The organism is Pseudomonas sp. GM24 (assembly GCF_000282235.1).
In the GTDB taxonomy this organism is placed as follows: Bacteria; Pseudomonadota; Gammaproteobacteria; order Pseudomonadales; family Pseudomonadaceae; genus Aquipseudomonas.
The window spans coordinates 205-23,378 of sequence record NZ_AKJR01000072.1; the positions used below are offsets into that span (position 1 = coordinate 205).

At 58.7% G+C, this 23,174-nt stretch carries 26 protein-coding genes and 1 pseudogene; 9 read left to right on the top strand and 18 right to left on the bottom strand.

All coding sequences use genetic code 11. The features are described from left to right. Window positions 1–8: 8 nt before the first annotated feature. The 3 genes from PMI23_RS11105 to PMI23_RS11115 are packed head-to-tail and all read right to left on the bottom strand — an operon-like array spanning window position 9 to window position 2,053. The gene (locus PMI23_RS11105; protein WP_007917778.1) at window positions 9–1,250 is read right to left on the bottom strand and encodes an RNA polymerase sigma factor; all 1,242 of its coding nucleotides are present in this window, start codon (window positions 1,248–1,250) and stop codon (window positions 9–11) included. Next, window positions 1,243–1,587 carry a YciI family protein gene (locus tag PMI23_RS11110; RefSeq protein ID WP_007917779.1) on the bottom strand — a complete coding sequence of 115 codons (345 nt, stop codon included), beginning with the start codon at window positions 1,585–1,587 and terminating at the stop codon, window positions 1,243–1,245. The genes PMI23_RS11105 and PMI23_RS11110 overlap by 8 nt, the downstream gene beginning before the upstream one ends. Window positions 1,588–1,627: 40 nt before the next feature. Beyond that, a complete protein-coding gene (locus tag PMI23_RS11115) occupies window positions 1,628–2,053 on the bottom strand; it encodes a YybH family protein (protein WP_007917780.1) in 426 nt (141 codons plus the stop codon). A 141-nt stretch (window positions 2,054–2,194) separates the two neighbouring features. On the opposite strand from PMI23_RS11115, the gene PMI23_RS11120 reads away from it, so the two are divergent. Both PMI23_RS11120 and PMI23_RS11125 read left to right on the top strand, forming a co-directional pair. Then, window positions 2,195–2,680 carry a GNAT family N-acetyltransferase gene (locus PMI23_RS11120; protein WP_007917784.1) on the top strand — a complete coding sequence of 162 codons (486 nt, stop codon included), beginning with the start codon at window positions 2,195–2,197 and terminating at the stop codon, window positions 2,678–2,680. Window positions 2,681–2,698: 18 nt separating this feature from the next. Further along, window positions 2,699–3,304: a pyridoxamine 5'-phosphate oxidase family protein gene (locus tag PMI23_RS11125; RefSeq protein WP_007917786.1), complete on the top strand. Its 606-nt coding sequence runs from the start codon at window positions 2,699–2,701 to the stop codon at window positions 3,302–3,304. 136 nt (window positions 3,305–3,440) lie between these two features. Here PMI23_RS11125 and PMI23_RS11130 read toward each other — a convergent pair whose 3' ends face one another. The 3 genes from PMI23_RS11130 to PMI23_RS11140 form a co-directional block, all read right to left on the bottom strand. Continuing rightward, window positions 3,441–3,929 carry a GNAT family N-acetyltransferase gene (locus PMI23_RS11130; RefSeq protein WP_007917788.1) on the bottom strand — a complete coding sequence of 163 codons (489 nt, stop codon included), beginning with the start codon at window positions 3,927–3,929 and terminating at the stop codon, window positions 3,441–3,443. 310 nt (window positions 3,930–4,239) lie between these two features. Then, a complete protein-coding gene (locus PMI23_RS11135; protein WP_007917791.1) occupies window positions 4,240–4,734 on the bottom strand; it encodes a GyrI-like domain-containing protein in 495 nt (164 codons plus the stop codon). Between the two features lie 67 nt (window positions 4,735–4,801). Beyond that, complete coding sequence (locus tag PMI23_RS11140) at window positions 4,802–5,464, bottom strand: LysE family translocator (protein WP_007917797.1); 663 nt, start codon at window positions 5,462–5,464, stop codon at window positions 4,802–4,804. A gap of 139 nt (window positions 5,465–5,603) precedes the next feature. On the opposite strand from PMI23_RS11140, the gene alaC reads away from it, so the two are divergent. Further along, entirely contained in the window at window positions 5,604–6,821 is a 1,218-nt protein-coding gene (gene alaC, locus PMI23_RS11145; RefSeq protein ID WP_007917802.1) for an alanine transaminase, read from the top strand. 167 nt (window positions 6,822–6,988) lie between these two features. Here the strand turns inward: alaC and PMI23_RS11150 are convergent, their stop codons facing one another. Beyond that, window positions 6,989–8,344, bottom strand: coding sequence for a GntP family permease (locus PMI23_RS11150; protein ID WP_007917803.1), 1,356 nt, complete (start codon window positions 8,342–8,344; stop codon window positions 6,989–6,991). Window positions 8,345–8,426: 82 nt separating this feature from the next. Further along, on the bottom strand, window positions 8,427–8,960 hold the full coding sequence (locus PMI23_RS11155) for a gluconokinase (protein WP_007917804.1): 534 nt from the start codon (window positions 8,958–8,960) through the stop codon (window positions 8,427–8,429). A gap of 215 nt (window positions 8,961–9,175) precedes the next feature. Between PMI23_RS11155 and PMI23_RS11160 the strand changes: the two genes are divergently transcribed. Continuing rightward, complete coding sequence (locus tag PMI23_RS11160; RefSeq protein WP_007917805.1) at window positions 9,176–10,207, top strand: LacI family DNA-binding transcriptional regulator; 1,032 nt, start codon at window positions 9,176–9,178, stop codon at window positions 10,205–10,207. 147 nt (window positions 10,208–10,354) lie between these two features. On the opposite strand, the gene PMI23_RS11165 is transcribed toward PMI23_RS11160, so the two are convergent. Continuing rightward, entirely contained in the window at window positions 10,355–11,227 is an 873-nt protein-coding gene (locus tag PMI23_RS11165; protein ID WP_007917806.1) for a LysR family transcriptional regulator, read from the bottom strand. A 122-nt stretch (window positions 11,228–11,349) separates the two neighbouring features. Between PMI23_RS11165 and PMI23_RS11170 the strand changes: the two genes are divergently transcribed. The 3 genes from PMI23_RS11170 (at window position 11,350) to PMI23_RS11180 (ending at window position 14,042) form a co-directional block, all read left to right on the top strand. Continuing rightward, window positions 11,350–11,790 carry a PACE efflux transporter gene (locus tag PMI23_RS11170; protein ID WP_007917813.1) on the top strand — a complete coding sequence of 147 codons (441 nt, stop codon included), beginning with the start codon at window positions 11,350–11,352 and terminating at the stop codon, window positions 11,788–11,790. Between the two features lie 126 nt (window positions 11,791–11,916). Beyond that, entirely contained in the window at window positions 11,917–13,341 is a 1,425-nt protein-coding gene (locus PMI23_RS11175; protein WP_007917814.1) for an MFS transporter, read from the top strand. Between the two features lie 155 nt (window positions 13,342–13,496). Beyond that, a complete protein-coding gene (locus PMI23_RS11180) occupies window positions 13,497–14,042 on the top strand; it encodes a hypothetical protein (RefSeq protein ID WP_007917816.1) in 546 nt (181 codons plus the stop codon). A gap of 139 nt (window positions 14,043–14,181) precedes the next feature. On the opposite strand, the gene PMI23_RS30280 is transcribed toward PMI23_RS11180, so the two are convergent. The 6 genes and pseudogenes from PMI23_RS30280 to PMI23_RS11205 all read right to left on the bottom strand — a co-directional run bounded on the left by PMI23_RS30280 (window position 14,182) and on the right by PMI23_RS11205 (window position 19,800). After that, complete coding sequence (locus PMI23_RS30280; protein WP_225919999.1) at window positions 14,182–14,721, bottom strand: methyl-accepting chemotaxis protein; 540 nt, start codon at window positions 14,719–14,721, stop codon at window positions 14,182–14,184. A gap of 3 nt (window positions 14,722–14,724) precedes the next feature. Continuing rightward, window positions 14,725–15,501: pseudogene (locus PMI23_RS30285) on the bottom strand (PAS domain-containing protein); the annotation flags it as partial. A 691-nt stretch (window positions 15,502–16,192) separates the two neighbouring features. Further along, window positions 16,193–17,206, bottom strand: a complete 1,014-nt coding sequence (locus tag PMI23_RS11190) for an ABC transporter substrate-binding protein (protein ID WP_007917822.1) — start codon at window positions 17,204–17,206, stop codon at window positions 16,193–16,195. Next, entirely contained in the window at window positions 17,203–17,730 is a 528-nt protein-coding gene (locus tag PMI23_RS11195; protein WP_007917824.1) for a sigma-70 family RNA polymerase sigma factor, read from the bottom strand. Before PMI23_RS11195 ends, PMI23_RS11190 begins: the two co-directional genes overlap by 4 nt. Before the next feature lie 196 nt (window positions 17,731–17,926). Then, complete coding sequence (locus PMI23_RS11200; RefSeq protein ID WP_007917825.1) at window positions 17,927–18,718, bottom strand: phosphate/phosphite/phosphonate ABC transporter substrate-binding protein; 792 nt, start codon at window positions 18,716–18,718, stop codon at window positions 17,927–17,929. A gap of 140 nt (window positions 18,719–18,858) precedes the next feature. After that, complete coding sequence (locus PMI23_RS11205) at window positions 18,859–19,800, bottom strand: fatty acid desaturase (RefSeq protein ID WP_007917835.1); 942 nt, start codon at window positions 19,798–19,800, stop codon at window positions 18,859–18,861. Between the two features lie 325 nt (window positions 19,801–20,125). Between PMI23_RS11205 and PMI23_RS11210 the strand changes: the two genes are divergently transcribed. Further along, window positions 20,126–20,542 (top strand): GNAT family N-acetyltransferase, encoded by a 417-nt coding sequence (locus PMI23_RS11210; protein WP_007917838.1) that lies wholly within the window; start codon window positions 20,126–20,128, stop codon window positions 20,540–20,542. 123 nt (window positions 20,543–20,665) lie between these two features. Here the strand turns inward: PMI23_RS11210 and def are convergent, their stop codons facing one another. The 3 genes from def to PMI23_RS11225 form a co-directional block, all read right to left on the bottom strand. Further along, window positions 20,666–21,205, bottom strand: coding sequence for a peptide deformylase (def, locus tag PMI23_RS11215; protein ID WP_007917839.1), 540 nt, complete (start codon window positions 21,203–21,205; stop codon window positions 20,666–20,668). Between the two features lie 2 nt (window positions 21,206–21,207). Further along, complete coding sequence (locus PMI23_RS11220; protein WP_007917840.1) at window positions 21,208–22,158, bottom strand: YihY/virulence factor BrkB family protein; 951 nt, start codon at window positions 22,156–22,158, stop codon at window positions 21,208–21,210. Window positions 22,159–22,322: 164 nt separating this feature from the next. Further along, window positions 22,323–22,514, bottom strand: a complete 192-nt coding sequence (locus tag PMI23_RS11225; RefSeq protein WP_007917841.1) for a CsbD family protein — start codon at window positions 22,512–22,514, stop codon at window positions 22,323–22,325. Window positions 22,515–22,711: 197 nt separating this feature from the next. Between PMI23_RS11225 and PMI23_RS11230 the strand changes: the two genes are divergently transcribed. Continuing rightward, complete coding sequence (locus tag PMI23_RS11230; protein WP_007917843.1) at window positions 22,712–23,089, top strand: hypothetical protein; 378 nt, start codon at window positions 22,712–22,714, stop codon at window positions 23,087–23,089. The last annotated feature ends 85 nt before the right edge of the window (window positions 23,090–23,174 follow it).

Here is a 23,174-nt window from a genome sequence, read left to right on the forward strand (position 1 = left end):
GGAGAGGGCTAGGGTGAGGGCAATTCCAGCGCCGAAAGCCGCCCTTCAATAAACCGCCGCTCCGGCTCTTGCCGGGTCAGCTCCAAGGCGCGCAAATACGCCGCCCGCGCCTCCTCCACCCGGCCCAACTGCCGACAAAACTCCGCCCGCGCAGAATGCGCCAAGTGGTAATCCTGCAATTCGCCGCGCGCCAAAATTCCTTCAATCAGACTCAACCCGGATAGCGCCCCGTCGCGCTTGGCCACCGCGACCGCTCGATTCAATTCAATCACTGGCGAGGGCACCGCGCGCAGCAGTACGTCATACAGCCCGACGATCTGCGCCCAATCCGTCTCCGCCGCTGACGGCGCCTCGGCATGCACCGCCGCGATCGCTGCCTGCAAACAATACGGCCCAAACCGCCGCGTGGTCAGCGCACGCTCAACCAGCGCACACCCTTCGGCAATCAACCCGGCATCCCACAAGGCACGATCCTGATCATCCAGCAGCACCAGTTCACCACTCGGCGAAGTCCGCGCCGGTCGCCGTGATTCGTGCAACAGCATCATCGCCAACAACCCCATGACCTCCGGCTCCGGCAACAACTCCATCAACAACCGCCCCAGCCTGATCGCCTCACGCGTCAGATCCTCACGGATCAACTCCGCGCCAATCGACGCCGAATACCCCTCGTTGAACACCAGATAAATCACCCGCAACACGCTGTCGAGGCGTTCGGGCAATTCGCTCAAGCTCGGTACTTGATAAGGGATTTTCGCATCACGGATCTTGGCTTTCGCCCGCACGATGCGCTGGGCAATCGCCGCTGGCGCACAGAGAAAGGCGCGAGCGATTTCCTCGGTGGTCAGGTCGCAGACTTCGCGCAAGGTCAGCGGCACTTGCGCATCCGCCGCCAGCGCCGGGTGACAACAGGTGAAGATCAGCCGCAGACGATCGTCTTCCACGTCCTCGCCACTCCAGTCGGCCTGCTCGAGTTCTTCCAACTGCGCCAACAGCAAGGGCTGTGAAGCTTTGAAGCGTGCACGTCGACGCAACACATCAATCGCCTTGAAGCGCCCGGTCGACACCAGCCAGGTGCGCGGATTGTCCGGTACGCCGTCGCGCTGCCAGCGTTCGACCGCGACGAAGAACGCCTCGTGCAAGGCTTCTTCGGCGAGGTCGAAATCGCCGAGCAGGCGAATCAGTGTCGCCAGAATCCGCCGCGAGTCTTCGCGATAGACCTGCTCGACCCGCGCCCGAACCTCAGACATTCAACTGTCGAACCGGGCGTACTTCAACGCTGCCGACCCGCGCCGCCGGAATGTTGCCGGCGACCTGGAGCGCTTCGTTGAGGTCCTTGGCGTCGATCAGGTAGAAGCCGGCCAGTTGCTCCTTGGTTTCGGCGAACGGGCCGTCGGTGATCGACATTTTGCCGTTGCGCATGCGCACCGTGGTGGCGGTCTGCACCGACTCCAGCGCCTCGGCAGCAACCATCCGCCCGCTGCCCTGAATCGACTCGGCGTACGCCCAGCACTCAGCGTCTTTCGGGCTGTCGGGCGACGAATGCAGCAGGTGCTCATCGCTATAGACCAGGCATAAATACTTCATGGCGTTCTCCTGAAGCGGACGGTTCAACTATGGCTGAAGATCAGGGCTGCACATCAAACAGGGTCGCGCCGCTCATCGGATCGAACGGCGCCGACCAGTGTTCGTGGACGATTTTCCAAGCCCCGCCAACCTGCCGATAGCAGGCGGTGACGCGCATCCAGCAGCTCTGGGTTTCGCCTTTCTCATTGGTGCCACCGCAGTTGGCCACCCAGTGCGCAAAGGCGATGTTGTCGGCGCTTTCGATGGCGATTTCGTGGAACTCGAAAATGTGCGGGCCGGGGCACATTTCCATGCAGTCGACCCAGTGCGCGCGGTAGGCGGCTTTGCCTTTGAATTGCAGGGCCTTGATCGCGTCGAAGGAGACGATGTCGTCGGCATACAACGCCATGACTTTCTCCACGTCCTTGGTCATGACGGCTTCGCGGTAGGTGTTGATCAGGGTCTGGATTTCAGATTGTGCGCTCATGCTGTTCTCCGTGGTTTTTGTTGTGAAGACACTCTTAGTCGCTTGGTGAACCGGCAGATCGACAGAGCAAACAAAAAAATTCTACAGAAGACAAAATCGCTAGAATCCGAGGCTCATCTTTGTAGGAAAAAGGAAATTCCCGTGTCAGCCCAACTCGTGCCGTACGACAGCCTCAACGCCTTGCAGCGTGAGCAAGTCGAGGCGATTGAAATCCATGCCGAGCAGATCAAGTTCTCTGGCGATATTCATGGTGCGTTGCACACGCTGCTGTCGAAGCCCGGCCCCGGCGTGAAGGGTTTTGCCCTGTTGGCGGATGAAGTGCCGGTGGCGTTTCTGCTGCTCAAACGCCCGCCGGTGTTGCCGGCCTGGGCCAATGAACACAGCGCCACCTTGCATGCGTTGCAGGTTGATCGCAGGGCGCAGGGCAAGGGTTTCGGCAAGGCGTGTCTGCAAGCACTGCCCGAGGTTGCGCGTCAGGCGTGGCCGGAGATCAAAGGGTTAGAGTTGTCAGTGGATGCCGATAACGACGCGGCGATCGCGCTGTACGCCAAACACGGTTACGTCGACAGCGGCGAAGCGTACAAGGGCCGAATCGGTTATGAGCGGCGCATGGGGCTGTTTTTCTAAGTCATCGAGGGAAGCACGATGATCGATTCAATCGAAGCACTGGAAGCTATTTACGGATTGCCCCACGAGCGGGCGGTGCGCAAGCAGATCGGTTTTCTCAACGAGGATTATCAGGCGATGGTGCGGGTTTCGCCGCTGGTGATCGTCAGCTCGGTGGGCGCCGATGGCCTGGATAATTCGCCGCGCGGTGACAAAGCCGGGTTTGTGCGGATCATTGATGAGCGCACGCTCGCGCTGCCGGATCGCCCGGGCAATAACCGCATCGATACCTTGCGCAATGTGCTGCAGGATTCGCGGGTGTCGTTGCTGTTCATCATTCCGGGGATTGGTGAAACGTTGCGGGTCAATGGCACAGCGACGATCAGTGCAGATCCACAGTTGCTGGAAAGCTTTGCGGTGAATGGCAAACCGGCGAAAACGGTGTTGCTGGTGACAGTGGAGGCGGCGTTCTTTCATTGCTCAAAAGCCTTCGTCCGCTCCGATGCGTGGAACCCGGAAACGCACTTGCCGCGCTCAGCCCTGCCCTCTGCTGGCGCCTTCCACAAGCGCCTGAATGATGGCCAGTTCGATGCCGAAACCTACGACCGCGAAGCGCCGAAACGGGTAAGCGACACCCTTTACTGACCCTCCCGTGAATGATCGTTCCCACGCTCTGCGTGGAAATGCAGCCGGGGACGCTCTGCGTCCCAAAGTCGTGACGCAGAGCGTCACAGGAGGCATTCCCACGCGGAGCGTGGGAACGATCAGTATCGGGATTGAATCAGAGCGTGAGGATCATCTCGTGCCACGCCATGCCGCCGTGGTCGGACTCCGACGGTTTGATGTAGGCAAAGCCAAACCCGGCATACAACGGAATGTGCTTTTCCTTGCACATCAAATGAATCGTCGCTTTTTCCATCGCACGCATACGCTCGATGAACTCGCCCATCAAGCGCTTGGCCAAACCCTGCCCCTGATAATCCGGGTGCACCACCACCGACATGATCACCACGTTCGGCCCTTTCGGGTCGTGGCCGATCAGTTCCTTGAACGCCTCGTCCGACATCTGCACATCAAACGCCGCGCCGGAATTGATGAAGCCTGCGACGACGCCATCCACTTCGGCCACCACGAAGCCTTCCGGCCAGGTGGCGATGCGCGTGGCGATCTTCTCGCGGGTCGCCGCTTCGTCGCCTTCATAGGCAACGGTTTCGATGGCGTAGCAGCGGTCCAGGTCGGCGGCGGTGACGTTGCGGATGAGGGTGTTCATGGCGGCTCGGAAATCAGCTGAAGAAAGTGCCGAAAGCATAAAGGAATAAGGCCTGCATATCGATGCGCACGGGCGGCGTAAAGCTTGCGTATAAGCGCTTTTCTTCGCGGTCGGAGCGGGCTATTTCTGCGGTGTGTCTCTGATCACCCTTGGGGGAAACCGCTTATGAGCAGCGTTGAAATCGGCCTGTTGATGGTGTTGGGCATCAGTACTTTCGGCTTTATCACCTTGGGCATCGACCTGTTGCGGGCGCGACGTAAACAGCGTTGAAAGCATGAGGCGGACATGGATCCGCCTCATGCTTGTCCGCTCAAACCTTGGTATCGACAGGCACGCAGATTTCCAGTTTGCCGGTGTGCTCCTTCGGGTTGAAGTCGGCGCTGTAACGCTCGAGTTCCGGGGCGTTGAGCTCCACGTAGTGAGAGCTCGGCAACCAGGTTTTGTAGATGTATTGCAGGGTTTGCGGCAATTGATCGAGCGGTCCCTTGTGCTCGAACACCGCGTATTGCCGGGGCAGCACTTCCACCCACTGATAGACCTTCTGATCGAGGTCATCAAGCTTGCTGATTTCCACCCCGGCGATGTAATCGAAGCCACCCTTGCCGTCGAAATTGCAGCAAACACCGTAGGTCACTTCGTTCTTTTGCCCTTGGATCTTTCCCAGGTGCGGCAAGAACTTTTCCCACAGCGCCGGAATGTCTTTGGCTGTGTCTTGGGTAAATCGACCGCGAAAACCTGCAATCAGCAGGAAGTGTCCATGTTCGAAGCGAGGTTCAGCCACTTCGACGCGTTTTTGCTCATCCATGACTCGACTCCTGGAACAAAAGAGGGGTTCGGCTGGGAGTATAGAAAGCCAAAGCCGATTCGCACGTTTACAGCGCGTGCAACTGCTCGACGGCGCCGGAACCGACAAATTCGTTATAGCCAGATACGATCACGTACACCGCGAAATAGCAGAAGATCGCTGCAGATGCCAAGTAGGAATAGCGCAACAGCTTATCGCCCAACAGCTTGCCACCATGGCTCGCGGCAAAGCATAAACCCGCCGACCACAGCAGCCCGGCGCAAAGGAATCCGCCAAGGAACAGCGCCGAACTCACCGGCCCACCGCCACCGGAACGGGCGATCAACGTACCGCCAACAGCAGCGAACCAGAGAATCGCGCTCGGCGACGACATCGCGAGAAAAATGCCCCGGAAGAACTCCTTGCGATGGGAGTTCTGCCCCACTTCCGCCGTGGCCGCCAACTGCGCCTCGTGGTGAATCGCCGAGTAAATCATCTTCGCTGCAAAGTAGATCAGCAGCGCCGAACCACCAATCCACAGCACCCAGCGCACTGTTTCGTATTGCAGCAAAACCGTCATGCCGGCCAGCGCCAGCACCGCGTAAATCAGGTCGCCGACACAGGTACCGAGGCCCAGCGCGAAGCCCTGAAAGTAACCGCGCTGCATCGCCAGGGTGATCATCGCGATGTTGGCCACGCCGATATCCAGGCACAGCGAAAGGCTCAGCAAGAAGCCGCTGGTGAATTCCATCTACCGATTTCCTTGGGACAAAATTGTTTACAAACGGGCTGGACAGTATGCCATCACTGACCTTATCTTCCGCCACAGGTCACCGCAGTGACCAGCGTCGCTCGGACGGTTCCGGGCGCTTACGTTATCCGAGGCAACAATGGCTGAACAAGGTTCGCCGCGCCGCTTTGCGCGCATAGATCGACTCCCCCCTTACGTTTTCAACATCACCGCCGAGCTGAAGATGGCCGCGCGTCGTCGTGGTGAAGACATCATCGACTTGAGCATGGGCAACCCCGACGGCGCCACGCCGCCGCACATTGTCGAAAAACTCGTGCAAGTTGCGCAACGCGAAGACACCCACGGTTACTCCACATCCAAGGGCATTCCACGCCTGCGCCGGGCGATTTCCAACTGGTACAAGCAGCGCTACGAGGTCGATATCGACCCGGAAAGCGAAGCCATTGTCACCATCGGTTCCAAGGAAGGCCTGGCGCATTTGATGCTGGCGACCCTCGATCAGGGCGACACCGTACTGGTGCCGAACCCGAGTTACCCGATTCACATCTACGGTGCGGTGATAGCCGGCGCCCAGGTGCGTTCGGTGCCGCTGGTGCCGGGCGTGGACTTCTTCGATGAACTGGAACGGGCCATTCGCGGTTCGATTCCGAAGCCGAAAATGATGATCCTCGGCTTCCCGTCGAACCCGACCGCGCAGTGCGTGGAGCTGGATTTCTTCGAACGGGTGATCGCCCTCGCCAAGCAATACGACGTACTGGTGATTCACGATCTGGCTTACGCCGACATCGTCTACGACGGCTGGAAAGCCCCGTCGATCATGCAAGTACCGGGCGCCAAGGACATCGCGGTGGAGTTTTTCACCCTGTCCAAGAGCTACAACATGGCCGGCTGGCGCATCGGTTTCATGGTCGGCAACCCGGAACTGGTCAACGCGCTGGCGCGGATCAAGAGCTACCACGACTACGGCACTTTCACTCCGCTGCAGGTGGCGGCGATTGCTGCGCTGGAAGGCGATCAGCAATGCGTGCGCGACATCGCCGAGCAGTATCGCCAGCGTCGCAACGTACTGGTCAAAGGTCTGCATGAACTGGGCTGGATGGTCGAGAACCCGAAGGCGTCGATGTATGTCTGGGCGAAGATTCCCGAGCAGTACGCGCATCTGGGTTCGCTGGAATTCGCCAAGAAATTGCTGGCCGAGGCTAAAGTTTGCGTCTCGCCGGGGGTTGGATTTGGTGAGTATGGCGATGATCACGTGCGCTTTGCGCTGATCGAAAACCAGGACCGGATTCGTCAGGCGGTGCGCGGGATTCGCGGGATGTTCCGGGCGGATGGCCTGGCCCCGAAAACCACTGCCTGACACCTATCTGATCGTTCCCACGCTCCGCGTGGGAAGGCAGCCCGGGACGCTCCGCGTCCCAAAGCGGACGCAGAGCGTCCATTGAGGCATTCCCACGCAGAGCGTGGGAACGATCACCCACAAAAAAACCGCATCGCTGCGGTTTTTTTGTGTCTGCGAGAAGCCGCTTAAACGAACAGCGACAACAGCAGGATAAAGCCCAACGCGACGATGGACAGGATGGTTTCCATCGCCGTCCAGGTCTTGAACGTCTCGGCCACGGTCATGTTGAAGTACTGCTTCACCAGCCAGAAACCGGCGTCGTTCACGTGCGACAGAATCAACGAACCGGCACCGGTAGCGAGTACCAGCAGCTCACGGTTCACACCCGGAATCATCCCCACCACCGGCACCACAATGCCCGCGCCGGTAATGGTCGCCACTGTGGCCGAACCGGTCGCGATACGAATCACCGCTGCCACCAGCCACGCCAGCAGGATCGGCGAGATCTGCGCACTAACGGCCATGTGGCCGATCACGTCGCCGACACCGCTGGTGACCAGCATCTGCTTGAAGCCGCCACCAGCACCGATGATCAGGATGATCGCCGCGGTTGGCGCCAGGCTTGCGTCGAGCCACTTGAGCATTTGCTGGGAACCGATGCCCTGCTTGTGCCCGAAGGTGTACAGCGACAACAGCAACGCCAGCAGCAGTGCCGAGATCGGGTGACCGATCATGTCCATCCAGGTGCGGAAGAAGTGACCGTCCGGCAACGCCACGTCAGCGAAGGTTTTCAGCAGCATCAGGAACACCGGCAACAGCACGGTGATCAGGGTGATGCTGAAGCTTGGCAGCTTGGTCGAGTCGTCATTTTCACGGGCCAGTTGATCGACCAGTTCCTGATTCGGGTGACCCGGAATGTGCTTGGCGATGAACGTACCGAAGATCGGACCGGCAATGATTGCCGTCGGCAGCGCAACGATCAGACCGTAAAGAATGGTCTTGCCGATGTCAGCACCGAACACGCCGATGGCCAGCAGCGGGCCCGGGTGCGGCGGCACCAGACCGTGCACGGCGGACAGGCCGGCGAGCAGCGGAATACCGATCTTGATGATCGACACACCGGTGCGACGCGCAACGATGAACACCAGCGGAATCAGCAGGACAAAACCGATTTCGAAGAACAGCGGAATGCCCACCAGGAACGCGGCGAACATCATCGCCCACTGGACTTTGTCTTTGCCGAACGCACGGATCAGGGTCTGGGCGATTTGATCCGCTCCGCCCGACTCGGCCATCATTTTGCCGAGCATGGTGCCCAGCGCAAGGATGATACCGACGAAACCGAGGACGCCACCGAAGCCGTCCTGGAACGCCTTGATGATGGTGCCGATCGGCATGCCGGAGGTCAGACCGAGGAACGCAGCAGCGATGGTCAGGGAGATAAATGGGTGAATCTTGAATTTGGTGATCAGGATAATCAGGCCGATTACCGTGACCACTGCATCGAGCAGCAGGTAGGCGTCGTGGGACATGCCAAACATTGGGGGTGTCTCCTGGATTGTTGTTGTTATTAAAGCGGGTTAAACAGAAGTCGGGAGGACAGCGCTATCTCTTTCAACACACTCATACCGCCTGTTTCAGACCGTGGGCCTGCCACCAGACGTGAGCCTGGGACGCCAGTTCTTCAACGCTGTGGATCGAGGCATTCAGGGCCAACGTCAACGGTTCGCCCTTGGGCGACTCGAGGGTGGCGAACTGGCTTTCGATCAGCGTGGCCGGCATGAAGTGGCCCGGACGATGGGACACACGCTCAGCGGCAACTTCAGGGGTCAATTCGAGAAACACGAAGCCCAGGCCCGGCAAGGCACTGCGCAACACTTCGCGATAACTGTGTTTAAGGGCCGAGCAGGTCAGCACCGGACGTTTGCCCGATGCATCGACGCGACGCAGTTCATCGCACAGGCTGTCGAGCCAGCCGGCACGGTCGTCGTCGTTCAGGGGGATCCCCGCGCTCATCTTTTCGATGTTCGCGGCCGGATGGAAAGTATCGCCTTCAATGGCAGTGGCGCCGCTCAATTGGCACAGGGCCTCGCTGACGCACGTCTTGCCGCAACCGGCAACGCCCATGATGACCAGGGCGGTGATGGGATGACTCATATAACACCTCAGCGCGCAGACAGCGCTACCTTTGCTAGCTATGACTCTAGTGCACAGGCAGAAGTTGCCGACGCCTTCTTGTCGTTTTTTTGGGTTGCAGCAGGTTTGTTCCCAACACCAAAAAGCGAAGATCAGGCAGGACCTCGCTTACGCATTTACAGCTGCATCAGGACAGCGCTACCTTAGTGCCTTGATTTTTGTTTGGCAAGCCGTCGATGACCACCCCTAAAAACGATAAAAATACCCGCACCACCGGCCGTCCCACCCTCAATGAAGTTGCCCGCCTCGCCGGTGTCAGCCCGATTACCGCTTCTCGCGCCTTGCGCGGGGTCAGCACCGTGGCCACCGAACTGGTGGAAAAAGTGCAGAAAGCCGCCCTCGAACTCAACTATGTGGTCAACCCGGCCGCCCGCGCTTTAGCCTCGGCGCAGAGCCATTCGGTGGTGGTGTTGGTACCGTCGCTGTCCAACCTTTTGTTTATCGACACGCTGGAAGCCATTCATCGGGTGCTCACGCCCAAAGGCTTCGAAGTGCTGATCGGCAACTTCCACTATTCACGCGATGAAGAAGAAAACCTGCTGCGCAACTACATGGCCTATCAGCCGCGCGGTTTCTTGTTGACCGGGTTTGACCGCACCGAAAGTTCGCGACGGATGATCGAGGCGAGCAACATTCCCTGCGTGTACATGATGGAACTGGACAGCGCCGCCGGGGTGAATTGCGTCGGATTTTCGCAACTGAGTGCCGGTGAAACGGCGGCCGAGCATTTGCTCTCCCGTGGGCGCAAACGTCTGGCTTACATTGGCGCGCAACTCGATCAGCGCACGTTGTTGCGTGGCGAAGGCTTTCGCAAAGCGTTGCAGAAGGCCGGGCGTTATGACCCGGATCTGGAAGTGCTGACGCCTCGCTCTTCATCGGTGGGCTTGGGCGGGGAACTGTTTTTGCAGTTGCTCGCGGCGCACCCGGATGTCGATGCGATCTTCTTTGGTAACGACGATTTGGCCCAGGGCGCTTTGCTCGAAGCATTACGCAATGGCATCAAGATTCCTGAGCAAGTGGCGATTCTTGGTTTCAACGACTTGCCGATGTCCGAACACATGGTGCCGCGCTTGAGCAGCATCAATACCCCGCGTGAAGCGATTGGCCGGCGCGCGGCGGAGCAGATGCTGACGTTGATGGCCGGTAACAGCGTCGCGCGCCCGGTTGAAGACATGGGCTTTGAACTGAAGATCCGCGAAAGCACCTGACCCTTCACAAACGCTGAGTTGAAACACAACCCTTCACCGATCGTTCCCACGCTCTGCGTGGGAATGCCTCAACGGACGCTCCGCGTTCGGCTTTTGATGGGACGCAGAGCGTCCCGGGCTGCATTCCCACGCATAGCGTGGGAACGATCAACCGCCCAACAATTCGACGAGGGCATGCGCGCCCTTCTGCAATGGCTGGCTCTTGAGCCACACCGCATGCACCGGCATCACCAGACCGTTTTCGATGTTGCGAAAATTCAGCCGTTTCAGTCGCCCGGAGTCGATCCGCGGCTGCACCACCGACAGCGGAAAGTTACCCCAACCCAATCCCGCCTCGACCATTTCCATCGCCGTCTCAAGGCTGTCCGTGCGCCAATACGACTCCGCCACCAACGGTCGCGTCTCACTGATCGGCAAGTCGCGACTGGCGACGATGATCTGCCGCACATGCACCAGATCTTCAAGAAACACATCCTGCCCCTGCAACAACGGGCTGTCCGCCGCCAGCGTGGCGATCATCCGCTCGCTGCCGACAAACTGAAAACGCTCCAGCACATTCATGCTCAGCCCGGCGAACGCCAGGCACACGCTGACCCGGCCGCTGTGCAGCATCGCCAGCACGTCATCTTGCGGCGCGGTCAGCACTTCGATATCCAACAGCGGATGCCGCTCGGCGATCTCCTTGATTGCCGCCAGCAAACGACGGCGGTCGATGTCCGCGACCACGCCGATCGACAACTTGCACTCCAGTCCCAACGACAACTCCACCGCGTGCACTTGCAGTTGCTTGAGCTGCTCGGCAATCAGCCGCGCGTGTGGCACCAGCGACAACGCCATCGCCGTGGGTTGCGGTTCGCGATGGCTGCGGTCGAACAGCAGATAACCCAGTTCGGCTTCAAGGTTGCCAATGCTCATGCTGACGGCGGAAGGCACCCGACCTAATGCGCGAGCCGCCGCTGAAAACGAGCCGCGCTCAATCACCGCAAGAAACAGCTCGATACTGTCGCTGTTGAAATTCACCCTGAACACCTATCAATAGAACTGAAAGTAGCTGACTTTTTCTGTCAGCCCTATTGAAGCTATCTTTCGCCGCCTTCGCCAGTCCCGCTGGCCAACAAACGGCAAGAAAGAGGCAAATCCCCATGCAAGGCGTCAAACGCAAACTGGTCTATGTGTCGCTCTACGAAGTGATCGGCATGACCTTCTCCGCCCTTGGTCTGGCGCTGTTGTCCGGCACCTCCCCGGGCAGCACCGGGCCGCTGGCGGTGATCATCACCACCATCGCCGTGACCTGGAACTTCATCTACACCTCGCTGTTCGAGCACTGGGAAAGCCGCCAGCAATCGCGCATCCGCACGGTGAAACGCCGCATCGCCCACGCGATCGGCTTTCAACTGACGCTGGTCGTGTTCCTGATTCCGTTGATCGCCTGGTGGATGAACATCAGTCTGGTGCAGGCGTTTCTGCTGGATCTGGCGTTGATTATTTTCATCCCGTGCTACACGTTTGCCTTCAACTGGCTGTTCGACCGGATCTTCGGCTTGCCGGCCTCGGCGTTGCCAGATTCGGCGGCTGCGGCATAAATCGTTAATTCGTAAACAGATATTGCAAGGAATCAGCGGTTTACCCGGTTAAACCGCCGATATTCACAATCCGTTAACTCCGATAGCAGGCTAAGCTTTTCCATCAATAAAAAATGGATCAGCCCCATGACTGCTCACGCCTCCGCCGCCGCGCAAAGCGACGGCATCGACCCGATCCGCGCCGCTCAGGTGTCCGCCCGCATCGATCGCCTTCCGGCGGTCGCGACGATTTGGCGCTTGGTGGCGCTGCTGTCAATCGGTGGTTTCTTCGAACTCTACGATCTGTTTCAGACCGCCTACATCAGCCCCGGTCTGATCCGCGATGGCATCTTCGCCACTGGTAATCAGGGCGTGTTCGGCTTCTCCGATCAGGCGGCGTTCGCCTCGGCGACGTTCCTCGGCCTGTTCCTCGGCGCCAGCCTGCTCAGCCCTTTGGCTGATCGTTTTGGTCGTCGCGCGATCTTCACCTTCGCGCTGGTCTGGTACACGGTGGCGACGGTGTTGATGGGCATTCAGAGCTCGGCGCTGGGCATCATTTGCATGCGCTTTCTGGTTGGCATCGGTTTGGGTATCGAGCTGGTGACCATCGACGCTTACCTCTCGGAACTGGTGCCCAAACGCATGCGCAGTTCGGCATTTGCTTTTGCGTTTTTCGTGCAGTTTCTGTCGGTGCCCGCGGTGGCGTTGATGTCATGGTGGCTGGTGCCGCAGGCGCCATTCGGCGTGTCCGGCTGGCGTTGGGTGGTGTTGGCGAGCGCGGTGTTTGCGCTGTTTATCTGGTGGCTGCGCAAGCGTCTGCCGGAATCGCCGCGCTGGCTCGCGCAACATGGCCGCTTTGATGAAGCCAAGCGGATTCTCGATGGCATCGAAGCACGATGCGAGAAGGATCACGGTAAACCGCTGGATACGCCGGAAACCGTTCCGGTCGACGTCGAAGGCAAGGGTCGCTTCGCCGACATCTGGCAGCCGCCGTATCGCCGCCGCGCGTTGATGCTGATTGTCTTCCACATCTTCCAGGCCATTGGGTTCTTCGGTTTCGGCAACTGGCTGCCGGCGCTGCTGTCCGGTCAGGGTGTCAGTGTCACCCACAGTTTGATGTATGCGTTCATCATCACCCTCGCCTACCCGCTCGGGCCGCTGCTGTTCGTGAAGTTCGCCAATCGTTTCGAAAACAAATGGCAGATCGTCGGCTCGGCCCTCGGCGCGATGACCTTTGGCACCCTGTTCGCCCTGCAGACCAGCGCGTTCGGGCTGATCTTCTGCGGGGTGATGATCACCTTCTGCAATGCCTGGTTGAGCTTCAGTTATCACTCGTACCAGAGCGAACTGTTCCCGACCAACATCCGCGCCCGCGCTGTGGGTTTCTGCTATTCGTTCAGTCGTTTGTCGACGGTGTTCAGCAGTCTGTTGATCGGCCTGTTTCTCGACAACTTCGGTACGCCGGGGGTATTGGCATTCATCGTCAGCAGCATGCTGATCGTGATGGTAACCATCGGCTGGTTCGGCCCGCGTACACGCAATCTGGCGCTGGAGAACATTGCCCATCGCTGAGGGTGGCAACGGTCATCCTCTGCCGCTTATCGGCAAGGGATGACCGCCACGCACACCTGGCCAATGGTCAACTTGTTGAAATAAAAGGACTTACTTAGAAGGCACGGTAATTGCTCCGATACGCCAGTCAGCAATTACCTTCAGGTCCACACATCATGTTGATCAGTGCCAAACAACAGCAAATCATTCATCTGCCCAAAGCGCTGAATGACGATGCGACGTCCACTGCTGCGGCCGGTCTGCAGGGTGGTCTGCACGGCGCCATGCTGCAAACCCTGCAAAACCAGACCCAGGCGCAAACCGCCGAAGCCACCGCCAAGGTGCAGGACTCGGCCACGCAGATTGCCACTCAGCAAGTCAGCGAAGCCACGCGCATCAGCGACAACGTCGACGAAGCGTTCGCCAAGACCCGCGTCAACCTGCAAGCCACCGATGCCACCACAACCTCGGCAAAGTCCGCCACCGACGAGTTCAAGGATTACATGAGCAAGACGCCGGAACAGCGTCTGCGCGACAGTATCCTGCAGTCGATGGGGCTGACCGAAGACGACATCAAAGCCATGCCGCCGGAGAAACAACTGGCCATCGGCAAAGAGATCGCCGAGCGCTTGCAGGACAAGATGAAGTTGGCGCAGGCGGAGAAAGACAACGATGTGAAGGACAGCGACAAGCAGGCGGGCAAGTTTCTCGCTGCGCTCTGAGACCACGGATTCCAGGCTACCGCACGGTATCCCTGTAGGAGCTGCCGAAGGCTGCGATCTTTTGATCTTGCTTCCAACAACGAATCAAAAGATCGCAGCCTCGTTCCACTCGACAGCTCCTACAGGCCACTTTGTGGAATCAGTTCAATTGCAGGGTTTCATTGAACTGACTGATCGCATCCACCACATGCCGCGAGCCCTGCTGAATTTCCAGAATCACCTCCCCCGCCTCATTCGCCAGCTCAACCCCGAGCCCGGTGCGGCTCAGACTTGATTGCATACTCGACACCGCACTCAGCGACAGGTCATGGTTTTTGCGCACTACCTCGACAATCTCCAGCGTCGCCTGACTGGTGCGCGCCGCGAGGCTACGCACCTCATCCGCCACTACCGCAAATCCGCGCCCATGCTCCCCGGCCCGCGCCGCTTCAATTGCCGCGTTGAGCGCCAGCAAGTTGGTCTGATCGGCAATGCCGCGAATGGTCTGAACGATGGTGCCGATGATGTCCGACTGTTTGCTCACCGCATCGATACTGGCGGCGGCTTCGTTGAGATCGCGGGAAATGTCCTGAATGATCTGCACGGTTTGCTGTACGACCTGTGAGCCTTTTTGCGCGCAGGCGTCGTTTTGTACCGAGGTGCTGTGGGCCGATTCGGCGGCGTTCTGCAAGGTGGTCATCTGATGGGTGATGTCGCTGGCGAACTTCACCACTTTGTACAGGCGGCCTTTGGCATCGAATAACGGGTTGTACGAGGCTTCGAGATAAACCATCTGCCCCGACTTGTTCTTGCGCTCGAAACGGTGCGAGTGATATTCGCCACGGTTGAGCGAGGCCCAGAATGCCTTGTACTGCGCAGACTCGGCTTCGGCACGATGGCAGAACAGGCTGTGGTGATGACCGACGATTTCGTTGAGCGAGTACTGCATGGTCTTGAGGAAGTTGTCGTTGGCGGCAATGACATTGCCTTCCGGGGTGAACTCGATCACCGCCATGGAACGGCTGATCGCCGCCAGCATGCTTTCTTCTTCGTGCTCTTTATTCACCCGAGCGGTGATGTCGGCAGCCACTTTGATCACGCTGTGGACTTGCTTGTCCGGGCCATACACCGGCATGTAACTGGCTTCGAGCCAGACTTCCCTGCCGGCCTTGTTCAAGCGCAGGAAAGTGCCGCTGATCGGCTCACCGCGAGCCAGGTCACGCCATAATTTGGCGTACTCCTCGCTGCGATAGAAAGCCTCTTCACAAAACACCCGATGATGTTTGCCACGCACTTCATCGGCGCTGTAGCCCATGGTCTTGCAGAAGTTTTCATTGGCATCCAGAACGATGCCGTCAGGGCTGAACTCGATCATTGCCATCGAGCGGCTGATCGCCGCCAACTTGGCGTTGGCCTCGGTCAGGGCGCAGCTGAAGCGCTCGATTTCCTGCAGGTCAGCCTTGTGATGTAGGTTGAACATGGTTGTATCACCTTCCGCGCGGACTTTTGATTTGATGAAAGTTCAGTTCTTTCACGATCCACCACTACGTTCCACAGAACAGGCACACGCATTCCTCCACGGGAGGAAGTTGTCAGGTGATAAATGATGATCAATCGGAGCGTCCATGCAGCGACGCTCTAATCAAGACATCCTTCTCTTGATAGCCCGCACGCGGGCCAGCCCTAACGCGTTGAAGAACTTCCATGTAAGCGACGCTCCTTGTTGGTTCAGTGTCGGTGCCTTGGGTTGCGCACTCTGGCAGCATGAATTCACGGACTAACGCTGTGCGTCCGGCAAGTTTTGACATGACGGTCGACATAGTTAGTTACGGGAAGCATAGCCAGTGCAAAGACCTGCGCAAGGCCACTAGTCGGCCAGTATCTGGCACTTTTTGCACAAGAAACGGTTCAGCGCGGGAAGAATTGCTGGCGGGGCAGACGCTTTCGCTGGCAAGCCAGCTCCCACAGGATTCTGCGCTTCTGCAAACAGGATTCTGCGCTTCTGCAAATCAGCGCAATTGCTTCTGCAAATCAGCGCAATTCCTTCTGCAAATCAGCGCAATTCCTGTGGCAAATCAGCGCAATTCCTGTGGAAATCAGCGCAATTCCTGTGGGAGCTGGCTTGCCAGCGATGAGGCCATTACAAACACTACAAAAACGACAGAAACGACTTACAGACTTCCAGTCACCTTGGTCGCCACCTCTGCAGGCACCCAAGGCTTCCAGACCTGCGGTTGATCACGCAAAAACGCCTGCGCCACCACCCTCGGCTGCAAACGTTTTTCACTCATCCCGGCCAGGGTCTGATTCAACAGATCGATCGGCAAATCAACCTTTTCAAAAAACGTCACCAACTCCGGATACTGCGCCTTGAACGGCGCCGATACGCCAATCGCCAGGCTCGCCGGCATTGAGCGGGTGCCCTTGGGGTTGGGATTGTTGGCATCGGCCAGGGTCTTCCAGGCCTCGGCATCGAATGGCGGTTCCTCCAGTTTGACCAGTTTGAATCGGCCAAGCAGCGGCGTCGGTGACCAGTAGTAGAACAACACCGGTTTGCCCCGTTTGATCGACGATGCCACCTCGGCATCCAGCGCCGCGCCGGAACCGGTGCGGAAGTTGACGAAGCTGTCATTTAGCGCATAAGCCTTGAGCTTCTGGCTGTTGACGATCTCCGAGGTCCAGCCGGTCGGGCTGTTGAGGAAGCGCCCACGCGACGGATCTTCCGGGTCGCGGAACACGTCTTTGTAGCGCGGCAGATCCGCCACCGACTTCAACTCCGGCGCCAACGCTTTGATCCCGCGCTCAGGGTCGCCCTTGATCACATACTCAGGTACCCACCAGCCTTCGGTGGCGCCTTTGACCGTATCGCCCAAACCGAACACCTTGCCTTCGGCGGCCGCCTTGACCCACGCCGGACTACGCCCGGCCCATTCTTCGCCAATCACCTGGATATCGTTTTTCGCCAATGCGGCCTCAAGGCTGACCGTACTGCCGGGCAACGTGTCGGTCGGGTAGCCATAGCCTTTTTCAACGATCAGGCGCAGCACTTCGGTGATGAAACTGCCGCTCTCCCAGGTGATGTCGCCGAAGTGGATCGGCGTGGTTTTTTCCGTAGCCGAAACAGCACCAACGCTGAGGCTCAGAGCCAGCAACGACGTGCCGAGCAGGGTTTTGATCGATCTCATGCGGACCTCTTGTCTTGCAGGAATTGGTTGGCGCTGTGGCGATCGCACAACGCTTGGGAACGGTTCATGTAAACGCTGACCGAGCGCTGGGAGATGCCCAGTTCGGTGGCGATTTGCGGGTAGGTCAGGCCGTCGATGCGGGCGAGCAGAAACGTCGCGCGGACTTTGCCGGGCAAGCGCTGCAAGCTGTGGTCGAGTCGAGTGAGCGTTTGCGATTGCTGGACGAATTCTTCAGGCGAGGCGGCGTAATCAATGTCGATTGACTGGCGATGACGACGCTCCAGATCAGCACGTCGCCAGCGCTGATACAGCAGACGCTGGGCGATGGTCGTCAGCAAGGCGCGAGGTTCACGAATGGCCGTCAGTGCCGGGGCATCGAGCAATTGGGCGAAGGTTTCGGCGGCGATGTCTTCGCTGCTGGCCGCGTCATGCAGATAACGGCGCAGATAAGCACAGAGCCAGCGATAGTGGGCGCGAAACAGGCCGTCCACGGTGTGACGATGGGAAAGGTCGGCGCCGGACATAGGGGCTCCTTGATGAGGGGTCGCTGAATGTCCGGTGTTCCGGTGGCGCGATCGTAGCAAGGCGCCTTATTCTTTAATAATATTTAAATTTCATTTTTATATTCCATTCGAGAATATAAAAACTAAAGATCGCAGCCTTCGGCAGCTCCTACAGGTGTACGCATTCGATGTAGGAACTGCCGAAGGCTGCGATCTTTTAGCGTAAGTGGCTATAGCCCCATTCTTCAGCCTCACGTTGATAGTCGAGCAGGATCTGATAATCGCTTTCGCTGGCAGCAAGCACCTCAGGCAACCCCAAGGTCTGCGCGACCTCGGGCAGTTCGCGCAAAGTCAGATTCATCATCCGCCGCAACGTCTCAACCTGCTCGTCCGTGGCGCTGGCGACGGTAATGAACGGCAGGGTCGGGCTCAGGGCGCTGCGCGCAATCACCCGCAAGGCGCTGACCTCTTGCGGCGCATGCTGCGCCAGGTAGGCGTAGGTAACGCTGTCGATGGCAGCCAGATCAGCGCGGTGTTCGCGCAGCCAGCGCAGGCTCTCGCGATGGCCGCCGCTGATGCCGACCGAGGCGAAGAATTGTCCGTCCTGATGCAACGGCGCCAGGCGCTGACGCAACAGGTTCATGCCACTGTTGGAATCCGCGCTGTTGATCACCCCGCGACTGTCGCGGAACTCCGCGAGGATTTGGCGTGGGTCATCAGCGCGGCTGAGGATCAGGCTGCAATGGTAGCCGGCGCTGGCGTCGGGAAGTTCGTAGCGAGGACGTCCGACGATGCGCACTTGTCCGCGCAAAGCGGTCATCAGCGGATAGCCGCAGGTTTGCGTGAGCAGCAGATCGGGTGATAACCAGAGTTCGGGCAACGACAGGCCTTCAGCGCTCAGGCGAGTGTGGCCAAGCAGCTCAAGGATGCGCGCACTCCAGCGCTCATTCGCCGCGCGGATTGGCTCGGTGGCGACGTACATCAGGAGTTCGGTGTGGTGTTGAGCCATACACATATTTTCCGAGTTACAAATAGCCAATGGGGGAGCGAGCCTGCTCGCGATAGCGGTGCATCAGTGACATCTTCGGCGCCTGACACACCGCTATCGCGAGCAGGCTCACTCCTACAGGGTTTTGTGGTGTTCTTGGGTTAGTGGTAAGGATGCTCGGGGCTGTCGATTGGCTTCAAAACATGGCGTCGCCAGAACTCGCCATACCCGCGCACGAGAAACCCGCCACTGCGCGCGATCCATTGCTCGCGATGCATCCGGTAAACCTTGGGCAAGTCGTACCACGCAAGCTTGGGCAAGTCGTGATGCACCAGATGAAAATTCAGATTCAGAAATAACCAGCGCCACGGCCAAGCCGCTTCGTTCAACACCGTGCGCTGTTCGGGTTGTGCGTGGGGACGGTGTTCATAGTAGGAGCGGATCATCGCGATCGACAGCGCCGGTACGCTGATCAGCAGCAGGTAATGCCAGACCGGCAGCGCGCTGACACGGGCGACAAACCACAGCATCAATAATGTAAACGCACCATGAGTCAACCACATCAACCAGGCTTGGCGCTCGCCGTTTTTCAGCCGCTGCAACTGTTCTTTGGCCAACGCTAGCAGCGCCAGCGGGGCGCCAACCAGGAAGCGTCCGAGCACGGTTTTGTTCAACCAATGCAAGCTGCGCTCGAACAGCGAACTGCGCTGCCAGCCAACGCGGGTCAGATAGCGGCTTTCCGGATCGACGCCGGGCACGGTGAGATCATCATCGCGGTGATGCAGCAAATGGCTGTCGCGATACAGCGTGTACGGATACCACACGGCAAACGGCGCGTAGCCAAGGATCTTGTTGAAGCGCACCCAGCGCGTCGGATGCCCGTGCAGCAACTCGTGCTGCAACGACAGCCACAGCACCAGCAACGGGATCAGCAACAGCGTGCTCAAGCCACGACCGAGCCAGTGACTATTGAGAACAATGGCAAACCAGCCGCCATAGACGCCGATCAGCAACAGCCAGGTCGGCCATTCGGTGCGGGCGGTAAAGCGTTGGCGCAGGGTTTCGATCTGCTGACGATGGGCGGCGTCGAAGTAATGGGGCATGGCATTGCTCGGAACGGGATTCTTGCCCTTCTGTGCAACGACGCTGCGCAATCTTGCAGATTATTTTCGGGTTCAGGCAGGAGCCCGAGAACCGGGCTCCGGAAAGGCGTGATCAGTGACCGAAGATGTCGACCTTTTTGGCTTTCTTCTCTGCGCGTTTTTCAATCGCGGTCTTGGCCGGTTTCTTCTTCGCGGCTTTCTTTGAATCCATACCTTTGGACATGATGCGTACTCCACTCACAGGGGATGTAGGCTCAGGTATACACCTATCCTGTTGCGTGCGTTCTTTTATAATCGCCGCTTTCAGCGCCGACAGTCCGATCCCATGCCCGACACCCAATACAGCCTGCTCGACGAGTCGTTATGGCCGTTGATGAACAAGTTTTACCGCAGCCATCAATCGTCGATGAAAGCTGTTCGCGATGCGCAGCTGTGGGTCGCGCGACGGGGAGAAATTGTTGCCGCGCTGTGCTTGCGGCCGGTCGCGGGCGGGCACTGGTTGACCGGGCTTTTTGTTGATCCGGGATGTCGTGAGCAGGGGATTGCCGCACAGTTGATCGCGGCGGCGGTGCAGAATGTGAGCGAGCCGGTGTGGCTGTTCTGCCATCCGGATCTGCGTGAGTTTTATGAGCGGCGCGGGTTCACCTTCGACCCGGCGCTGCCCCAGGCGATGGCGGAGCGCTTGAGCCGGTATGCGCGGAGCAAGCCGATGATTGCGATGGAGCTGAGACCGTCAATCTGATGCAAAACCCTGTAGGAGTGAGCCTGCTCGCGATAGCGGTATGTCAGTGACATTTTCGGTGACTGACATACCGCTATCGCGAGCAGGCTCACTCCTACAAGGGGGTTGTGGTGTTCTCGGGGATTAGTCGTCTGCTGTGGGATCGAGGTCCGGGAACATCACTTCGGTAAAACCGAACTTAGTGAAGTCGGTGATCCGCGACGGGTACAACCGACCGATCAGGTGATCGCATTCGTGCTGCACAACCCGTGCGTGGAAGCCCGACGCAGTGCGCACAATCGGCTCGCCCTTCGGATCAAACCCTTCATAGCGAATCTGCTGATAACGATCCACCGCACCGCGCAACCCCGGTACCGACAGACAGCCTTCAAAGCCCTCTTCCGTCAGCGGACTCAACGGTGTGATCAGTGGATTGATCAGGATCGTCTGCGGCACCGCTTCAGCGTCCGGGTAACGTTCGCTGTGTTCGAAACCAAAGATCACCAGTTGCAGATCGACACCGATCTGCGGCGCAGCCAGGCCGACACCACCGACGCTTTCCATGGTCTGGAACATGTCGTCGATCAGTTGCCACAGCTCAGGGCTGTCGAACATCTCGGCCGGCACGGGCGGGGCGATACGCAGCAGGCGCTCGTCGCCCATTTTCAGAATTTCACGAATCATGATCAGACTTCGTCAGTGTCCGGCTTGAGCGAATGATCGCGGCCCAGGCCCGAGACGTGTTGTTTGGGATGTTCATCGAGTTCGCCGGGGACTTTCTCACCCGCATCCTTGCCCTCGCTGGACATGTGCTCGATCACCGCATTCATCTCGGCGCCAAGCAACAGCACCGCCGCGGAAATGTAGAAATACAGCAACAGCACGATGATCGCCCCGATGCTGCCATACATCGCGTTGTAGTTGGCGAAGGTTTTCACGTAGAACGCGAACCCCAACGAGGCGATGATCCACACCACCACGGCCAGCACCGAACCGGGGGTGATGAAGCGGAACTCCTGTTTGACGTCGGGCATGACGTAGTAGATCAGTGCCACGGCGACCATCATCAGAATCACGATCACCGGCCAGCGCGCAATCGTCCACACGGTGACGATGAAGTCTTCCAGACCCACCTGCGCGGCGATCCAGCCCATCACTTGCGGCCCGAGCACCATCAGCGCGGCGGCCACCAGCAGCATGCCGGCAATGCCGACGGTGTAGACAATCGACAGCGGAAAACGCTTCCAGATCGGCCGGCCCTCGACCACGTCGTACGCGGCGTTCATCGCGCTCATCATCAAGCGCACGCCCGCGGAAGCGGTGTACAGGGCGATAACGATACCGACTGAAAGCAAGCCACCCTTGGACTGCTGCAACTGGTCGATCACCGGGTTGACCTGCTCCAGCGCCTGTGGCGGCAGGACCAGTTCCGATTGCAGGCGCAGCCAGGAGAAGAAGTCCGGCAGGTGCAGGAAACCGATCAGGGCAATCAGAAACAGAATGAACGGGAACAGCGAGAACAGCATCTGGTAGGCCAGTGCCGAGGCGTAGGTCGACATCTCGTCGTCGACGAATTCAGTGACCGTGCGCACCATCACCCGGTGCAGGGGCAGACCTTTCATGTCCGGAAAAATCATTCGCGTCTCCTTTCGCCGCAATACAGGTTGAAGTCGTGGCGACTCAGGGGCCGTTTTTTACATCAAGGTAGCCTGTTTGGCGAACCTTGCCGGGTCTCTGCAGAATTTCGACACAAAAACGGCCATCCTTGGATGGCCGTTCTTGTCTTTCGTTCAAGGCTGAATTACGCCTTGTCGACGCCTTTTTTGACCGCGTCCTTGGCTTTGCCGACCGCTTGCTGGGCCTCACCTTTTTTCTCTTGAATCTTGCCTTCGGCCTGCAGCTTGCTGTTGTCGGTGGCTTTACCGACGCCTTGCTTAACGTTGCCGACCGCTTCGTTGGCCATGCCTTTTACTTTATCGCCTGTGCTACTCATGGTGTTTCTCCTTGGTGCAATTAGGGGGAAAAGTCAGTACGTAATGATTGACTGGCCGGGTTTGCGCCAAGTTTCATTTATTTTCAGGGGTTCATTTCGTCGTGGCGTGCAGGTTGGGCTTTATGTTTGCGTGCGTAGCCCCGAGAATGCGCAACATATGGGCGCCAAGCGCCAGGAACTGATCCCGCAGGAATGTTATGAAACTCGATAAAACGCAGGCCATCGCCCGACGCAACAAGGAACTGGGCGGTGCCGTGCTCGGCACCAACAACTGCCATTTCGCCGAACTGAACCGTAACCGCAACATCTGGTGGTTCGACCTGCCAGTGTCGCGTTTGGCCATCGGTCAGTACGAGTGGATTCACTTGCTGATGCACACGCCGGCCACTGACGAACTGCTGCACCTGAAAGTGCCGACGGTGTTCCTGCGTGAAAAGCTTGAAGGGCTGGTGATTCGCAACGAAGGCAAGCGTAAAGCGGCATTGAGCCTGGAATTGAGTGCGGACAAGGATTCGTATCTGCAGGACATGCGCCCGGCGGGGACTAATGTGAATTTCGCGCCGTTCCGTCAATAGCCCTCACCCTAGCCCTCTCCCGGAGGGAGAGGGGACTGACCGAGGTGTCTGGACGAGGTACACCGACCTGAAATATCGAGTCGAA

What these genes read in the sequence shown, in the direction of transcription:
- PMI23_RS11175 (WP_007917814.1), top strand. Translation starts at nt 11,917, where the DNA reads ATGACTGCTCACGCCTCCGCCGCCGCGCAAAGCGACGGCATCGACCCG.
- PMI23_RS11205 (WP_007917835.1), bottom strand. Translation starts at nt 19,800, where the DNA reads ATGCCCCATTACTTCGACGCCGCCCATCGTCAGCAGATCGAAACCCTG.
- def (WP_007917839.1), bottom strand. Translation starts at nt 21,205, where the DNA reads ATGATTCGTGAAATTCTGAAAATGGGCGACGAGCGCCTGCTGCGTATC.
- alaC (WP_007917802.1), top strand. Translation starts at nt 5,604, where the DNA reads ATGGCTGAACAAGGTTCGCCGCGCCGCTTTGCGCGCATAGATCGACTC.
- PMI23_RS11125 (WP_007917786.1), top strand. Translation starts at nt 2,699, where the DNA reads ATGATCGATTCAATCGAAGCACTGGAAGCTATTTACGGATTGCCCCAC.
- PMI23_RS11180 (WP_007917816.1), top strand. Translation starts at nt 13,497, where the DNA reads ATGTTGATCAGTGCCAAACAACAGCAAATCATTCATCTGCCCAAAGCG.
- PMI23_RS11210 (WP_007917838.1), top strand. Translation starts at nt 20,126, where the DNA reads ATGCCCGACACCCAATACAGCCTGCTCGACGAGTCGTTATGGCCGTTG.
- PMI23_RS11190 (WP_007917822.1), bottom strand. Translation starts at nt 17,206, where the DNA reads ATGAGATCGATCAAAACCCTGCTCGGCACGTCGTTGCTGGCTCTGAGC.
- PMI23_RS11230 (WP_007917843.1), top strand. Translation starts at nt 22,712, where the DNA reads ATGAAACTCGATAAAACGCAGGCCATCGCCCGACGCAACAAGGAACTG.
- PMI23_RS11135 (WP_007917791.1), bottom strand. Translation starts at nt 4,734, where the DNA reads ATGGATGAGCAAAAACGCGTCGAAGTGGCTGAACCTCGCTTCGAACAT.
- PMI23_RS11160 (WP_007917805.1), top strand. Translation starts at nt 9,176, where the DNA reads ATGACCACCCCTAAAAACGATAAAAATACCCGCACCACCGGCCGTCCC.
- PMI23_RS11225 (WP_007917841.1), bottom strand. Translation starts at nt 22,514, where the DNA reads ATGAGTAGCACAGGCGATAAAGTAAAAGGCATGGCCAACGAAGCGGTC.
- PMI23_RS11220 (WP_007917840.1), bottom strand. Translation starts at nt 22,158, where the DNA reads ATGATTTTTCCGGACATGAAAGGTCTGCCCCTGCACCGGGTGATGGTG.
- PMI23_RS11130 (WP_007917788.1), bottom strand. Translation starts at nt 3,929, where the DNA reads ATGAACACCCTCATCCGCAACGTCACCGCCGCCGACCTGGACCGCTGC.
- PMI23_RS11195 (WP_007917824.1), bottom strand. Translation starts at nt 17,730, where the DNA reads ATGTCCGGCGCCGACCTTTCCCATCGTCACACCGTGGACGGCCTGTTT.
- PMI23_RS30280 (WP_225919999.1), bottom strand. Translation starts at nt 14,721, where the DNA reads ATGACCACCTTGCAGAACGCCGCCGAATCGGCCCACAGCACCTCGGTA.
- PMI23_RS11105 (WP_007917778.1), bottom strand. Translation starts at nt 1,250, where the DNA reads ATGTCTGAGGTTCGGGCGCGGGTCGAGCAGGTCTATCGCGAAGACTCG.
- PMI23_RS11110 (WP_007917779.1), bottom strand. Translation starts at nt 1,587, where the DNA reads ATGAAGTATTTATGCCTGGTCTATAGCGATGAGCACCTGCTGCATTCG.
- PMI23_RS11140 (WP_007917797.1), bottom strand. Translation starts at nt 5,464, where the DNA reads ATGGAATTCACCAGCGGCTTCTTGCTGAGCCTTTCGCTGTGCCTGGAT.
- PMI23_RS11170 (WP_007917813.1), top strand. Translation starts at nt 11,350, where the DNA reads ATGCAAGGCGTCAAACGCAAACTGGTCTATGTGTCGCTCTACGAAGTG.
- PMI23_RS11150 (WP_007917803.1), bottom strand. Translation starts at nt 8,344, where the DNA reads ATGTTTGGCATGTCCCACGACGCCTACCTGCTGCTCGATGCAGTGGTC.
- PMI23_RS11155 (WP_007917804.1), bottom strand. Translation starts at nt 8,960, where the DNA reads ATGAGTCATCCCATCACCGCCCTGGTCATCATGGGCGTTGCCGGTTGC.
- PMI23_RS11200 (WP_007917825.1), bottom strand. Translation starts at nt 18,718, where the DNA reads ATGGCTCAACACCACACCGAACTCCTGATGTACGTCGCCACCGAGCCA.
- PMI23_RS11115 (WP_007917780.1), bottom strand. Translation starts at nt 2,053, where the DNA reads ATGAGCGCACAATCTGAAATCCAGACCCTGATCAACACCTACCGCGAA.